Annotated in this window: 12 protein-coding genes; 3 read left to right on the top strand and 9 right to left on the bottom strand. The window is 73.1% G+C overall.

The window, feature by feature from the left end:
- Position 1 precedes the first annotated feature (1 nt).
- Positions 2-2,098, bottom strand: coding sequence for a DHA2 family efflux MFS transporter permease subunit (locus ACIQ9P_RS03175; protein ID WP_402348785.1), 2,097 nt, complete (start codon positions 2,096-2,098; stop codon positions 2-4).
- A gap of 322 nt (positions 2,099-2,420) precedes the next feature.
- Between ACIQ9P_RS03175 and ACIQ9P_RS03180 the strand changes: the two genes are divergently transcribed.
- Complete coding sequence (locus tag ACIQ9P_RS03180; protein ID WP_402348788.1) at positions 2,421-3,584, top strand: peptidoglycan-binding protein; 1,164 nt, start codon at positions 2,421-2,423, stop codon at positions 3,582-3,584.
- 25 nt (positions 3,585-3,609) lie between these two features.
- Here ACIQ9P_RS03180 and ACIQ9P_RS03185 read toward each other — a convergent pair whose 3' ends face one another.
- The 4 genes from ACIQ9P_RS03185 to ACIQ9P_RS03200 form a co-directional block, all read right to left on the bottom strand.
- Positions 3,610-4,197 (bottom strand): TMEM165/GDT1 family protein, encoded by a 588-nt coding sequence (locus ACIQ9P_RS03185; RefSeq protein WP_402348791.1) that lies wholly within the window; start codon positions 4,195-4,197, stop codon positions 3,610-3,612.
- 253 nt (positions 4,198-4,450) lie between these two features.
- Positions 4,451-5,272 carry an ABC transporter permease gene (locus ACIQ9P_RS03190; protein ID WP_402348794.1) on the bottom strand — a complete coding sequence of 274 codons (822 nt, stop codon included), beginning with the start codon at positions 5,270-5,272 and terminating at the stop codon, positions 4,451-4,453.
- Between the two features lie 3 nt (positions 5,273-5,275).
- Positions 5,276-6,904, bottom strand: a complete 1,629-nt coding sequence (locus tag ACIQ9P_RS03195; RefSeq protein ID WP_402348796.1) for a dolichyl-phosphate-mannose--protein mannosyltransferase — start codon at positions 6,902-6,904, stop codon at positions 5,276-5,278.
- A 172-nt stretch (positions 6,905-7,076) separates the two neighbouring features.
- Positions 7,077-8,414, bottom strand: a complete 1,338-nt coding sequence (locus tag ACIQ9P_RS03200; RefSeq protein ID WP_402348798.1) for an MFS transporter — start codon at positions 8,412-8,414, stop codon at positions 7,077-7,079.
- Positions 8,415-8,585: 171 nt separating this feature from the next.
- On the opposite strand from ACIQ9P_RS03200, the gene ACIQ9P_RS03205 reads away from it, so the two are divergent.
- Positions 8,586-9,143: a MarR family winged helix-turn-helix transcriptional regulator gene (locus tag ACIQ9P_RS03205; RefSeq protein ID WP_402348801.1), complete on the top strand. Its 558-nt coding sequence runs from the start codon at positions 8,586-8,588 to the stop codon at positions 9,141-9,143.
- 118 nt (positions 9,144-9,261) lie between these two features.
- Here the strand turns inward: ACIQ9P_RS03205 and ACIQ9P_RS03210 are convergent, their stop codons facing one another.
- From ACIQ9P_RS03210 to ACIQ9P_RS03220, 3 genes are all read right to left on the bottom strand, one after another.
- The gene (locus ACIQ9P_RS03210; protein WP_402348804.1) at positions 9,262-11,073 is read right to left on the bottom strand and encodes a glycosyl hydrolase family 18 protein; all 1,812 of its coding nucleotides are present in this window, start codon (positions 11,071-11,073) and stop codon (positions 9,262-9,264) included.
- A gap of 352 nt (positions 11,074-11,425) precedes the next feature.
- A complete protein-coding gene (locus tag ACIQ9P_RS03215; RefSeq protein ID WP_402348807.1) occupies positions 11,426-12,178 on the bottom strand; it encodes a hypothetical protein in 753 nt (250 codons plus the stop codon).
- 174 nt (positions 12,179-12,352) lie between these two features.
- A complete protein-coding gene (locus tag ACIQ9P_RS03220; protein ID WP_402348810.1) occupies positions 12,353-12,913 on the bottom strand; it encodes a DoxX family protein in 561 nt (186 codons plus the stop codon).
- Between the two features lie 182 nt (positions 12,914-13,095).
- On the opposite strand from ACIQ9P_RS03220, the gene ACIQ9P_RS03225 reads away from it, so the two are divergent.
- A complete protein-coding gene (locus tag ACIQ9P_RS03225) occupies positions 13,096-13,731 on the top strand; it encodes a MarC family protein (RefSeq protein ID WP_402348812.1) in 636 nt (211 codons plus the stop codon).
- Positions 13,732-13,783: 52 nt separating this feature from the next.
- On the opposite strand, the gene ACIQ9P_RS03230 is transcribed toward ACIQ9P_RS03225, so the two are convergent.
- The gene (locus tag ACIQ9P_RS03230) at positions 13,784-14,326 is read right to left on the bottom strand and encodes an NADPH-dependent FMN reductase (RefSeq protein WP_402348815.1); all 543 of its coding nucleotides are present in this window, start codon (positions 14,324-14,326) and stop codon (positions 13,784-13,786) included.
- Positions 14,327-14,415: the final 89 nt, after the last annotated feature.

The following is a 14,415-nucleotide window of genomic DNA, read 5'->3' on the forward strand; positions in this document are numbered from 1 at the left end:
GTCAGAAGGAGCGACCCTCACCGTGGTACGGGGGCTCGTCCACGACCCGGTCGGGCCGGTCCCGCCGGTCCGCGCACAGCGTGGAGGCCAGCCGGGTGAGGAGTGCGGCCAGGTCGTCGAACTGCTTCTCGTCCCAGTCGCCGAGGAGTTCGGCGAGCTGCGCCCGCCGGGCCGCGACCAGTTGGACGGCGGCCGCCTCGCCCGGCTCGGTGAGCCGCAGCGGCAGCCCGCCGCTGCGGGCCGCCAGACCCCGGCCCTCGACCTCGCGCACCGCCTCCTCCACCACCGAGAAGGGCACGATCCGGCGCTCCGCCAGCTCGGCGGGCTCCACCGAGCCGTGGTGGTACATCTGGAGCAGCAGCCAGCTGGAGGCCGGCTTGAGGTCGAGGCCCGCCGTGGCGGTGATCCGTTTGAACAGGTCGCGCCGCGCCTCCCGGGTGCCGAGGACGGACAGCGCCCGGCTGATCTCGTCCAGCGAGGAGCGCTCGACCGGGTTGAGTCCGATCGACTCGGACAGGTCGGGGGCGGTCACGGTGGTCCGCAGCTTCTGCTCCCGCAGGAACAGTGAGAGGACGAAGGCGACCACCGCCACCGGCACCGCGTAGAGGAAGACCCTCGTGATCGACTCGGAGTAGGCGTGGTAGACCGCGCTCTGGGTGGCGGCGGGCAACTGGTCGACGACGCGCGGGTCGGAGGTGATCGCCCCGGCGCCGAAGCCGGGCGGCAGCGGGACACCGGCCAGAGCGTCGGCCAGCCGGTCGTTGAGCCCGGAGGCGAAGATCGTGCCGAAGACGGAGACCCCGAAGGAGGCGCCGATGGAGCGGAAGAAGGTGGCGCCGGCGGTGGCGACCCCGAGGTCCTGGTAGCCGACGGAGTTCTGCACGATCAGCACCAGCACCTGCATCACCAGGCCGAGGCCGAGACCGAAGACCAGGAAGTAGCAGCTCATCTCGAAGGTGCTGCTGTGCTCGTCGAGCAGGGAGAGGAGGAACAGGCCGACGACGGTGACGGCGGTGCCGGCGATCGGGAAGATCCGGTAGTGCCCGGTCCTGGAGACGATCTGACCGGAGCCGATCGAAGTGAGCAGCATGCCGATCACCATCGGCAGCATGTGGATGCCGGACATGGTCGGCGAGACCTTCATGACCACCTGGAGGAAGGTCGGCAGATAGGTGAGCGCGCCGAACATCGCGAAGCCGACCACGAAGGAGATGACCGCCACCAGGCTGAAGGTCCGGGAGCGGAACAGCCGCAGCGGCAGGACGGGCTCCTCCGCCGTCCGCTCCACCTGGACGAAGGCGACCAGCAGGACCAGGCCGAGCACTCCCAGTCCGACGATCTGCCAGGAGCTCCACCCCCAGGTCGTCCCGCCGAGCGAGGTCATCAGCACCAGACAGGTGGCCACCGAGGCGATCAGCACGGTGCCGGGGTAGTCGATCCGGTGCCGGCGCCGGACCTCCGTCCCGTGCAGCACGGCGGCGATCACCACCAGGGCGACCACACCGATCGGCAGGTTGATGTAGAACACCCAGCGCCAGCTGAGGTTGTCGACGAACAGGCCGCCGAGCAGCGGGCCGAGCACGCTGGTGACCCCGAAGACGGCGCCGAAGACGCCCTGGTACTTCCCCCGGTCCCGGGGCGGCACGAGGTCCCCGACGATGGCCTGCGAGAGCACGATCAGACCGCCTCCGCCCAGGCCCTGGACGGCGCGGAAGGCGATCAGCTCACCCATGTTCTGGGCGATGCCGCACAGCACCGAGCCCAGCAGGAAGATCACGATGGACGCCTGGAAGAAGACCTTCCGGCCGTACATGTCGCCGAGCTTGCCCCACAGCGGCGTGGCGGCGGTCGAGGCGAGCATGTAGGCGGTGACCACCCAGGACAGGTGCTCCAGGCCGCCGAGGTCGCTGACGATGGTGGGCAGCGCGGTGGAGACGATGGTCTGGTCCAGCGCGGCGAGCAGCATCGCCAGCAGCAGGGCCCCGATCGGCACCCACAGACTGCCCGCGGTGGCGGGTGGCTCGGCGGCGGCACCCGCCGGCCCCGGCCCGGGCCCCCGGCCCGGACCCGGGTCGGACGGGGCGATCGGATCCGTCATGGCGTCTCCGTATCCCTCACAGTCGGCGGATGATCACTCCAGGCCACCATGCTGTCAGAAATGGACCGTTTTGCTCCGTTCAGTTGAGCCGAACGTCACCACGGCCCCCAGCAGGGCCTTCACATCCGCACACCCACCGTTCACCGATCCCCAACCGCCACCAACCGGCACAAGGCCCCCACACCGGTCCGGACGCCCCTGTCCCCCCTCGGGGACGTCCTGCATAATCAGGCCCGTCCACCGCCTGAACACGAGTCCGACGGACGGCGCGTCCGGGACCGCGAACCACCGAGAACGACCGAGAACCGAGGAGGGCCGGCCGATGCCGGACCAGCGCTGCCCGACGTGCGGCTCCGCACGATCCACCGGGTGCGGCTGCCTCCCGCAGGACCGCGGCCTGGACGAGACCGCCGTCCTGCCGCATCTGGAGGGCCCGCCGCTGGTCCGCCCGTACGTGCCGCAGGCGGTCGGCCAGGTGGCGGACCCGGTCTTCCCGGCGACCGTCGAAGCCCCACCCGCCCCGGCCGATCCGTTCGGGACCACCGTGCTGCCCCAGGTCGCTCCGCCGCCCGTGACTCCCCCGCTGGGACCGGACGCCGACGCCTACGCGACCACCGTGCTGCCCCCGGTGGCCACCGCCCCGCTCTTCCCCCCGCCCTCGGCCGGGGAGCGGTCCCGAACGTACGACGCCCCCGCCGACGGCGAGCTGGGCGTCTTCCCGGTCGCCCCCGACGGCACCGAAGCCACCGGTGGCCGGGCCGCGCGCCGGGCCGCCGAGCAGGAGAGCAGCGGCGGGCCCGGCCGCCGCAAGGGACTGCTGGTCGCGGCCGGCGCCGGCCTGCTGGCGCTCACCGTCGGCCTCGCCTACGCGGTCACCGGGTCCGCCGACCCGCACGACCGGGCCGCTCCGCCGCCCAGTACGACGATCGCCCCCGCCCCGGTGGCCCCGACCACCCCGGCCGTGCCGAGCCCGAGCACACCGCCGCCCACGAGCGAGACCCCGACGCCCACGCCGAGCCGGACCAGTGCCAAGCCGTCGCCGACCCGGTCGACCGCGAGCAGCCCGCCCCCGGCCGCCCCGAGCACCAGCGCGGCCGCCGCCCCGCCCGCCCCGGCGCCGGCCCCGACCGGTGCCCCGGCCACCCAGCCACCGGCGCCGTCGAACCCCGCCCCGGCCCCCACGACGCCCCCGGCGCCGACCCCGACGGCCACCGCGACGCCCAGCCAGAGCGCGACGCCAACACCGACGCCCACCAGCCGGGTGCTGCAGTACGGCATGCAGGGCACCGATGTGCAGGCCATGCAGCAGAAGCTCGCCGTGGTGCTCTGCTGGATGGCGCCGGACATCCCCGTGGACGGCTACTACGACAGCGACACCCGGTACTACGTGTCGTACTTCCAGAGCGTGCAGGGCGTCCACGGCGACAAGAGCGGCGTCTACGGGGCCAACACCCGGGCCGCCCTGGAGAAGCGCACCGGCTGCTGACCCCGGGCCGCCCCGGGACGGACCGTCAGCCGGTGACCGCCTTGAAGATGCTGACCCCGGCCATCAGCAGCATGATGCCCGCCGCCACCCGGATGATCACCTTCATCGGCACGTGCTTCAGCAGCTTCTGCCCGCCCAGGATCGCGATCCCCGCGACCGCGCACAGCGCCAGCCAGGCGCCCAGGCCCACGGCCAGCGGGTCGGCGTACTTGGCGGCCAGGTTGGCGGTCATGATCTGCGTCAGGTCGCCGAACTCGGCGATCGCCACGACCACGAAGCTGGCCCCGGCGACCTTCCAGAAGCTGTTCGCGGACGGCTCCTTCGCGGCGTGCCCGTCCTCCTCGTCGCCCCCGCCGTGGAACAGCAGCATCGCCGCGCCGGCCAGGAACAGCACGCCGGTGACACCCTCGACCCAGCGCTGCGGCAGCAGCGAGAGCAGGTGCCCGGCGACCAGGGCGATACCCACCTGGAGGGCGAAGGCGGCGGCGATCCCGGCGAAGACGTAGCTCGCCCGGTACTTGGCGCCGAGCATCAGACTGGCCAGGGCGGTCTTGTCGGGCAGTTCGGCCAGGAAGACGATGCCGAAGGTGATCGCGGCTACGGTCAGGCTCATCGGGGGTGGTGTCCCTCGGGTTCGGGCTGCCGGACCGCGGGCAGCTCCGTCAGGGGTCGCTCCGGCCCGACAGCGCTGATGGAAGACACGCGGGACGCACGACGCGCCCGCGTTCACAGCACTGCGGCCGAAGGTCTCGCCGGCACCCGCGGGACGAAGATCCGCGGTGCCCCGGGCGCCGGGCCCCGAGGGGCCAGTATGTCGACGTTCCGGTGGAGGGCTACTCCCCTTCAACGCCGACCAGCCTACCCGATCACCGCCTCCGCCCGCCCGGCGCGGACCCGCCGGGCGGCCCGGACGGGTCCCCGACGCCCACCAGCCCCCGGCCGACCAGCTCCAGCACCACCACGACCGCCGTCGACTCCACCGCCAGCAGCGCCACCAGCACGAACAGCTGCACCGTGCCCGCCTGGACCGGCGAGGCCCCGCCCAGCAGCATGCCCACGAACGCGCCCGGCAGCGTGACCAGGCCCACCGTCCGGGTCTGGTCGAGCGCCGGTACGAGCGAGGTGGCGGCGGCCGTCCGGCAGATCTCCGTCCGGGCGTCCCGCTCCTCGAAGCCGAGCGCCAGCGCCGCCTCGACCTCGCCGTGCCGCTGGCGCAGCTCGTCCAGGGCGCGCCGCCCGGACAGCGAGGTGGCGGTGAGCGCGCCGCCGATCAGGATGCCGGCGACCGGGATCACCGACAGTCCCTTCGGCGGCAGCAGTCCGCTGCCGAGCAGCAGCACCAGCACCGGCAGCACCCCGGCGCCGATCGGCGCGGCCGCCCACAGCCATTCCCGCCCCGGGCCGGGGGCCATCCGCCGCCCGGCGGTCCGCACCGCGACCGTGAACATCAGCAGCACGAACAGCGCCGACCACCACAGCGAGTCGACCACCCAGGCGATCACCAGCGCGACGACGGCCAGCTGCGTCACCGCGCGCAGCCCGGCCCGCAGCACGGCCCGTCCGTGCCCGAGCCGGCCCCACCCCGCGACCGCGACGGCGGCCAGCAGCAGCACCGCGGTGACCGCGCCCAGGGCCGGGGTCACCGGCAACAGCTGTCCCCCGGCGGCGGCCGACGGGACCACGGGCACCGGTCAGATCCAGGTGGTGAACCACATCCGGTCCTGCCAGGACGTCATCGGGATCACCTCCGCCGTGTACAGCGGGTAGAAGAAGGCGAAGCAGGCCATGATCGCCAGCACGATCAGCCCGGCCCCGGCCGCGCCGAGCCGCCGTCGTTCGGGCGGGCAGCCGTCCGGGCCGAGCATCGCGCCCAGCATCTGCGCGACGGCCAGGCAGAGGAACGGGACGAGCACCACCATGTAGAAGGAGAAGACCGTCCGCTCCTGGTACTGGAACCACGGCAGGTAGACACCCGCCACCGCGCACAGCACCGCGCCGGAGCGCCAGTCCCGGCGGAAGGCCCACCGCCAGAGCAGGTAGACCAGGGCGAAGCAGGCCGTCCACCAGAGCAGCGGGGTACCGAGGCCGAGGATCTGCGCCGCGCAGCCGCCGGACGCGGTGCAGCCGCGCTGGCCGGCCGGCACCTGCTCCCAGTACATCGAGACCGGACGGCCCTGGACCAGCCAGCTGAACGGGTTCGACTGGTAGGTGTGCGGGCTGCTGAGGCCGGTGTTGAAGTCGTACATCTGCGCGTGGTAGTGCCAGAGGCTGCGCAGCGGCGCGGGCACCCAGCTCATCGGGAGCTGCGGCAGCGGGACGCCGAGGAAGCTGTCCGGGGAGAGACCGGCCCGGTCGTCGGCCCAGTGCCGGTCGAAGCCGCCACCGGTCGCGCCCCGGCCGCCGCCGGTGAACAGCCAGCCCGCCCAGCCGCCGACGTAGACGACGAACGCGGCGCCGACCGTGGCGAGGAAGGCGGGCCCGGCGTCCCGGCGGAGCATCGAGCGCCAGGGGCGGCGGGCGCCGGCCCAGCGGCGGCCGGAGCGGTCCCACAGCACGGTGAGCACACCGAAGGCGGCCAGCACCATGACGCCGTTCCACTTGACCCCGGCGGCGGCGCCCAGGCAGACGCCGGCGGTGATCCGCCACGGCCGCCACCCCAGCCGGACGGTGTCCCCGCCCCGGTCGGGGAGGACGGCGGACAGCCGGGCCCGGGCGTGGTCGCGGTCGATCAGCAGGGCGCCGAAGGCGGCCAGGACGAAGAACATCTGGACGCCGTCGAGCAGGCCGACCCGGCTCATCACCAGTTGCAGCCCGTCGACGGCCATCAGCAGGGCGGCGACGCAGCCGATCAGGGTGGAGCCGAACAGCCGGCGGCCGATCCGGGCGAGCATCAGCACGGTGAGGGTGCCGAGCAGCGCGGTCATGAACCGCCAGCCGAAGGGGTGCAGGCCGAACGCCCACTCGCCGAGCGAGATCACCCACTTGCCGAGCGGCGGGTGGGCGATGAACTCGGGCGCCGAGGTGAGCGGGATCTGCTGCGGGACGGCGAGGACCTGCTCGTTCGCGTGCTCGGGCCAGGTGCCCTCGTAGCCCTGCCGCAGCAGGGACCAGGCGTCCTTGGGGTAGTAGGTCTCGTCGAAGACGAAGGCGTTGGGGTGGCCGAGGTTCCAGAACCGCAGCAGTCCGGCGAAGAGCGCCACGGCGATCGGCCCGAGCCAGTCCCAGCGGACCGCCGCGAGGCGCGGCAGCCCCCGCCGCTCCGGTTCCGGGTCGGCTGGCTCCGCCGCGGCCGGGGGGTGGGTGAGCTCCGCTTGGATCATGGTCTCGGTGGCCTCGCCGCTTCGCCGTTCTCGCCGGGTGCCGGCCCCGAGGGGGTCGGGCCGGACGGTCAACAGCCACCGACACTATGTGCCGGTGGGCGCGAAACCAAGCGCGACGGGCGCCGGACAGGTGACCTGTCGGGCGCCCGTCGCGGGCGGTCGGGCGGCGGGGTCAGGCGGCGGCCTGCAGCTCCCGGACCGGCCGGGCCGGGGTACGGACCGGGGTGGCGGGGGCCTGCTCGTCCCCGGCCGAGGGACCCGCGTTGTCCTGGGCCGCGGTGAGGTACGGCCGCAGGCGCAGCGCCAGGACCACGATCAGCACGGTGCTGGCGGCCATCGCCGCCAGGTAGAGCGGCCAGGTCCCGGAGCCGACCAGCAACACGCCCACGGCGGGGCCGACGGCGATCGCGACCTGCTTCACCAGGGCGTACCCGGCGTTGTAGGTGCCGAGCAGCCGGGCCGGGGCGAGGTCCGCGACGATCGGGCCCATGGTCGGGGCGAGCAGCGACTCGCCGACGCCGAACAGGGCGTAGATCGAGACGATCGCGACCGTGGCGGCCATCGCCTCGGTCCGGACCAGACCGGCCACCAGGGCCATCGCCCAGGCGCCGAGCCAGACCACGCCGGCGGCGGCCATCGCGGTGGTGCGGCGGCGGCGGGCGGTGATCCGCACCATGAACATCTGCAGCACCACGATGGTGAGCGCGTTGGCGCCGATGGCGAGGCCCAGGGTGGACGGGGCGGTGCCGACGGTGTCGGTGGCGAAGGCCGCGACACCGGACTCGAACTGGCCGTAGCAGGTGAAGAAGATCAGCCCGGCGAGCACGCAGAGCCGGAGCATGGCCTTGTCGGCGACGAGGGCGCGCAGGCCGCGCGGGGCGTCGGCGCCGTCCTGGACGAGCAGCGGAGCGGCCTTCGGGATCCGCGCGCTGCCGGTGACCAGGGCGAGGCCGAGGAAGGTCGCGGCCTCGATGGTGAACAGCCGGGTCAGGCTGGCCGGGTCGGCGACGTCCACGATCTGCCCGCCGACCAGCGCGCCGATGCCCATGCCCAGGTTGATCAGGGTGAACTGGAGCGCGAAGGCGTGCGAGCGGGTCGCGGCGGTGGAGCAGCGGACGATCATGGTGGCGAGCGCCGGCTGGCAGGTGGTGACACCCGCGCCGAACAGGAACGAGGAGACCAGCAGGGCCGGGGTCCCGGTGGCGTGCCCGAAGGCGAACGCGCCGGCGGCGGCCAGCGCGGCGCCGACCAGCAGCACCGGTCGCGGGCCGTAGCGGTCGATGCCGCGGCCGGTGAACGGCAGCACGGCGAGCGCGGCCAGCGCGAAGACGGTGAACACCATCCCGGCGGACAGCGCGCCCAGTCCGCGCACCTGGTCCACGTACACGAACATGTACGGCATCGTGAACCCGCTGCCGAACGCGCTGAGCGCGTTCCCGATCTGGACGCGGCGCAGCGGGCCGCCCGCCCCACGTCGCTGCTGCCTCTGCTGCTTCACCGTGCCGGTCACCGTGCACACCCCTTCCTGCGGACTCCGCCCGTCAGGGCTTCGTCAGTTTTCACTGGATACTCTTAAGCCCGGAAGACTTAAGAGCTAAAGTTTGACTCTAAAGTCTTAGCACCGGAAGTGTGCGGAGTCAAAGTCTTAAGAGGTGCACGCAGTCGTGCGACACTGGTCCGCATGACTGCAGAGAAGCCCGCGCCGGCCACCGCCCGCGAGCTGGGCATCGCCGAGCAGGTGGCGCTCTACCAGCGGGAGTTCCCCACCGTGGACCCCCAGGTGGAGACCATCGTGCAGACCCTGTCCCGGGTCGCCCGGCGGATGACCGTCGCCTACGACCGGCAGCTCACTGTGCTGGGAATCACCTCCTCGGAGTGGGAGGTGCTGAAGGCACTGGTGGTGTCCGGCAGCCCGTACCGGCTCGGGCCGGGCGAGCTGGCCAAGCGGCTCGGACTGACTCCGGCGGCGATGACCCACCGGATCGACCGGATGGTCGCCGAGGGCCTGGCCACCCGGGAGCGGGACGAGGCCAACCGGGTCCGGGTGATCATCGAGCTGACCGACCTCGGCCGGGACAAGTGGCTGGAGTCGATGCGGATGGCCGCCGTCTTCGAGGAGGAACTGCTCCAGGACGTCGTCGGCGAGGACCGCGCGATGCTCTCCGGGATGCTGGAGCGGATGCTGCGGCGGATCGAGGAGAGCCGGCCGGACGCGCCGGGGGGCGCCGAACAGGGCTGACACGCCCCCGGGCAGCCGAAAACGTCCGGCCCGCCGGGGGGTGTCCCCCGGCGGGCCGGACGTTTCGTGCGACGGGTGCGAGGGTCCGTCAGGTCCTCACCCGGTCGGTACTACGGGGTCAGCAGGGGCCGTTGTCGGTCCAGACGCCCCAGGCGCCGCTGGCGGTCGGGTCGTCGCCCTTGGTCCACCACTTGTTGGTGTAGTAGTGACCCTTCCACGAGACCTTGGTCGAGGTCGCGTAGGTGGCGGCCGCGTCCCAGCTCGGAGCACCCGCGCAGCCGGGCGGGGTGGTCGGCGGCGTGGTCGGCGGAGTCGTGGGCGGCGTGGTCGGCGGGGTCGTGGGCGGGGTGGTCGGCGGCGTGGTCGGCGGAGTCGTCGGCGGGGTGGTCACCGGCGGCGCCGGGCAGCCCGCAGCGGAGCCGTTGGTGGCCTCGACCATCTTGTCGAACAGGCCGGTCTTGGTGCCCAGGTCGTACAGCGAGAAGGCGAAGGACCCACCGAGGCCGTTGCAGTGCGCGTAGTCCAGCTTGGCCTGGATCGAGCGGGTGTCCTCACCGGACCAGAAGGTGGAGCCGTCGTAGAAGTACGTCGTCTTGGCGTCCTCGTCCCAGTACGTCTTCGCCGGGTTGTCGACGAAGCCGGCCAGCTCCTTGTACATCTGGATGCCCGCGACGTTGCCCGACATGGAGGCACCCGCGGCGGGGCCGGTGGCGGGCTGGAAGAGACCGTTCTTGCCGTTGTTCTGGACGCCGGTCCAGCCGCGGTAGTAGAACGGCACACCCACGTTGATCTTGTTGGCGGGGAAGCCGCCCGGAATGCCGTACTGCTGGTCGCCGGCGGTGTACGCCTTGACGGCCGAGTCGACCGAGTACTTGCCGGTGCCGCCCGGGACCGGGGTCATCGGGTCGTTCGGACCGGCGTAGATCGGGGCCTGGTGGTTGGTCGGGCCCTTCGCCTCCCAGCCGCCGTGCATGTCGTACGTCATGATGTCGAGGAACGACAGGTACTGACCGATCTTGTCGGTCTCGACGTTCTTGATCTTGTCCTGGCCGGCACCCACCGCGGCCGCGGTGTAGTAGCTCTTGCCGTCGGCCTTGCCCTGCGCGTCGAGCTGCTCGCGCAGCTCCTTCAGCAGCAGGGTGAAGTTCTGCTTGTCGTTCGGGCTCGACAGGTTGCCGGTGTGGCCGCCGCCGCCCGGGTACTCCCAGTCGATGTCGATGCCGTCGAAGATGCCGGCCGCCGAGCCCGGGCCGCCGTAGCCGGCCTCGACCGGCAGGTTGCCCTTGATGAACATGTCGATGCAGGACGAGACCAGCTTCTTGCGCGAGGCGTCCGAGGCGGCCGCCGCCGAGAAGTACTTGGAGTACGTCCAACCGCCCAGCGACATCAGGATCTTGAGCTTGGGGTTCTTCGCCTTCAGCTTCTTCAGCTGGTTGAAGTTGCCCACGATCGGCTGGCCCCAGACGTCGCCGACGCCGTCGACCGAGATGTCCGGACCGAAGCTCTTCTGGTAGTCGGCGAAGGAGTCGCCCGCACCGTCACCCGCGTTGGGGTTGTTCTCGTCCTGGCTCGCGGCCTTGTTGGCCTCGAAACAGCTGAGGGTGGTGGGGTTGATGTTGGCGAACGAGTAGATCAGGTAGTCCAGCTTCCCGGCCACGCCGGTGTCCTGGATGGTCTTCGGGTAGTACCCGTTCGCGTAGATCGACCACTGGTCGAAGTACGCCACCTTGATGCCGCCGCTGGTGGCGGGCGCGCCGGTGGAGTTGGTGACGGCGGCGTTGGCCGTGGCGCCGCCGGTGAGCGCGAGACCCGCGCCGAGCAGCAGGGACGCCGTGGTACCGGCGGCGATCGCGGTCAGGCTCTTGGACCGCTTGCGACGGCCGCCCTCCTGAACCGGGGCCCCGGCCCTTTCGATGCGTGAACGGAGCATGGGTGCTGACTCCTGGTGTGGGGGATTCCGCCGGGTCCGGGAACGCGCGCACGGGGTGGGGCCGTACGACCAGGACATGACAGAACAGGATGGGGGAATCGAACGGAGCATGCCTTGACGGACGCCGGGAGATGCCGAACCGGCGCCAGCGGCGAACCGCTGACGCCGGCTCAGGGGCTCCCTGCACCTGGGCACTAAAATGGACTAGACCAACTACCCCGTCAAGGGGTGATGTTGAGCCTTGAGCCGCCGTTAAGGTTCCCCCGGAACCGGCCCACCCCCGCTGACCTGGGGATCAACGGGGGTGGACGGGGCAGGACGGCCGACCGGGAGCCGGCCCGGTCCGGTCCGGTCAGTACCGGACGGCATTGGCGACCACGGCCTTCACCGAGCCCGAGAGGTCCCGGTGGCTGGTCGCCTTCACCTCGGTGCTCTGCCCGGCCGCGACGTCCGGCACGGTCACCGCGGTCGCGTCCAGCACATTGCCGCTGTCGTCGGTGAAGTCGACCTGGACCACGTACCGGGCGCTGCCCTGCTCATGGTTGGTGACGGTCAGCGTCGCCTCGGCCTTGCCGTTCGCGAAGGACACCGCCCCCGCCGAGATGTCCGCCTTCGCGTCCAGACCGCCCTTGACCCCGGCGAGCGCCGAGGAGGCCGCCGCCTGGGCCGAGGAGGCCGCGGAGGCCAGCGAGGAGGAGAGCCCGCCGGCCGCCGAGGCCAGCGCCGAACTCGCGGCCGAGGCGGCGGCGGAGGCCGCTCCGGCGATGCCCGACCCCAGCTGCCCGGCGGCCGAGGAGACCGCGCTGCCCGCCGAACTGTCCGAGGAGCAGCCCGCCAGCGCGGCCCCGCCGAGCAGGGCGGCGCCCACGACCGCGGCCACCGCGCGGCCCGGCCGCCGGACGGCGGGGGCCCGCAGGTCCCCGGCGGTCGGCCGGGACGGCGGCGCGGCCCGGCGCGGGGCGCCGGCGGAAGCGGCGGGGGCCGGGGTGGCGGTGACGGCGGGAGCGGTGGGGGCGGTGGGAGCGGTGGGGGCGGTGGCGACAGCGGAGGTGACAGCGGTCCGGCGGGGCGGAGCCGCGCTGCGGTGGAGCGGCTGGCGGTCCATCGGGGTCCTCGATTCTGGCCGGCGCCGGGAGCCCGGCGCGCCTCCCCGCCCACGTTCCGGGGGCCGGGAGACGCTCGCCAACAGGGCTGGTGCGTTCGGGTGAGCCCGGCCGGGCGGTCTCGGGGCGGGCGGAGCGGGGCGGTCCGGGCGGGGCGGGGCGGGGCGCGGTCCGGCTCAGGAGAGCCCGGAGCCGTCCTGGGTCTCCGCCTCCACCGCCGCCCGCTCCTCCGCCAGCCGGACGGCGTGCCGACGGCGGGCCACCACCCCGTACGCGGAGGCCGCGCTCGCCACGAACGCCAGGGCGCCGACCCACGGCTGGTCGAAGGCGTGCCCGGTCAGGTGGTCGATCGAGTACCGGCCGGGACCGGCCAGCCCCAGCGCCAGCCCGGTCGCGCCGAGGAACGCCGGGTACTCGTAGCCGCCGGACATCACGAAGAAGCCGGCCGGGGCGTGCACCGCGACCGCGCCGGCCATGGTGCCGGCCACCACCGCGCCGGCCGCCGGGGTGGCCAGGCCGACCAGCAGCATCGCGCCGCCGCCCGCCTCGCCGAGACCGGCGGCCAGGGCGCTCTGGCGCGCCGGGTGGAAGCCCATCGCCTCCATCGCCTTGGCGGTGCCGTCCAGGCCGCCACCGCCGAACCAGCCGAACAGCTTCTGGGTGCCGTGGGCGATCAGCACACCGCCGACGGCGCCGCGCAGGGCCAGCAGACCCAGGTCCTTACGGTTCAGAGCCATGTCGAAGTCCCCTTCGGGAGCCCTCCGCCGGACGGAGGGGCGGTCCGGCTTCCATCGGACCGGAAACGGCCGACGCACTCGACCCGGGCGCGGCCGTTCGGGCGAATGACGGCAGCGGCGGGAATAACCGGCCGGGGGCGTGGCGGCCGGGCGGCGGTGATCGTCGCGGCCATGCTTGGCCCATGTTCGTCTTCAACCTGAGCAGCGCCTTCATCGCCTTCTTCGCCGTGGTCGGGCCGCCGAAGGTCCTGCTGTCCTTCGCCCGGCTGGCCACCACCCGGACCACCGGGGAACTGCAGCGCCTCGCGGCGTGGAGCACCCTCATCTCCTCGCTCATCGGCGCGGCGATGGCCTTCAGCGCGGACTTCGTCACCACGCTGTTCCACATCAGCGACCAGTCGCTGCAGCTCGCCGGCGGGCTGATCTTCTTCGTCTACGCGGTCGCGCTGGTCTTCGGCGTCCACCTGGGCTGGGGCGCCGACGAGACGGACGAGCACCTGGCGAGCCCACTGGTGGACGGCATCCGCGAACTGCTGCTGCCCTACCTGGCCAGCCCGCTCGCGGTCACCGCGGTGCTGGTCGCCTCGCTCAGCAAGGACGACTGGGGCTGGCGCACCACCGTGGCCGGTGCGTACATCGCCGTGGTGCTGATCAACTACGCCTGTGTCGCCCTGCTCGCCCCACTGCTGCGGTACACCCACCGCACCTCGCTGGAGGTGGTCTCCCGACTGCTCGGCCTGCTGCTGGCGGCGGTCGGCGTCGAGCTGTTCCTGAACGGGCTGGCCGGGCTCGGCCTGCACCTGCCCGACGGGCACTGAGCCGCCCGCCGGGCGGGTGCGGTCCCCGGGGCGGTGCCCCGGGGACGGCGGCTCAGACCGCCGCGGCCAGCCGGACCAGCGCCTCGGCGATCCGGTCGCGCACCAGCGGATCGGCGACCAGCCCGTCCGCGCCGACGTCCCCGCGCGCCAGCGGCACCCGCACACAGGCCGCCTCCACCACGGCCGCCCCGGTGTACCCGAGCACCGTGCGCAGCGACTCCTCCGCGCCCAGCCCCCGACCCGTTCCGGCCGCGTTGATCCAGGCGGCCGGCTTGTCCACGATCTCCATCCCGCCGACCGTCCAGTCCAGCAGGTTCTTGAAGGTGCCCGGCAGGGTCCCGGCGTACTCGGGCGCGCAGATCAGCAGCGCGTCGGCGGTCTCCACGGCCTCGCGCAGCGCCACCACCGGTTCCGGCAGCGGATCGGTGTCGAGGTCCGGGTTGAAGTGCGGCAGTCCGGCCAGCCCGTTGTAGTAGGTGGTGGCGACGCCCTCGGTGGCCAGGGCCACGGCGGCGGCGGTGCGCAGCACCGTCTCGTTGACGGAACCGGCCCGCAGGCTGCCCGGGAGCAGCAGGATATGACGGTCGTTCGGCATGGGCAGGAACCTATAGCGCGCGGCACCCCGTCCGCGCCCGGCGTCCATCGGTCGCGGCCCGGCCGGTGGTGGTCGCGCCGCGGCCGCCG

The organism is Kitasatospora sp. NPDC094019, assembly GCF_044764505.1.
Classification (GTDB): Bacteria; Actinomycetota; Actinomycetes; order Streptomycetales; family Streptomycetaceae; genus Kitasatospora.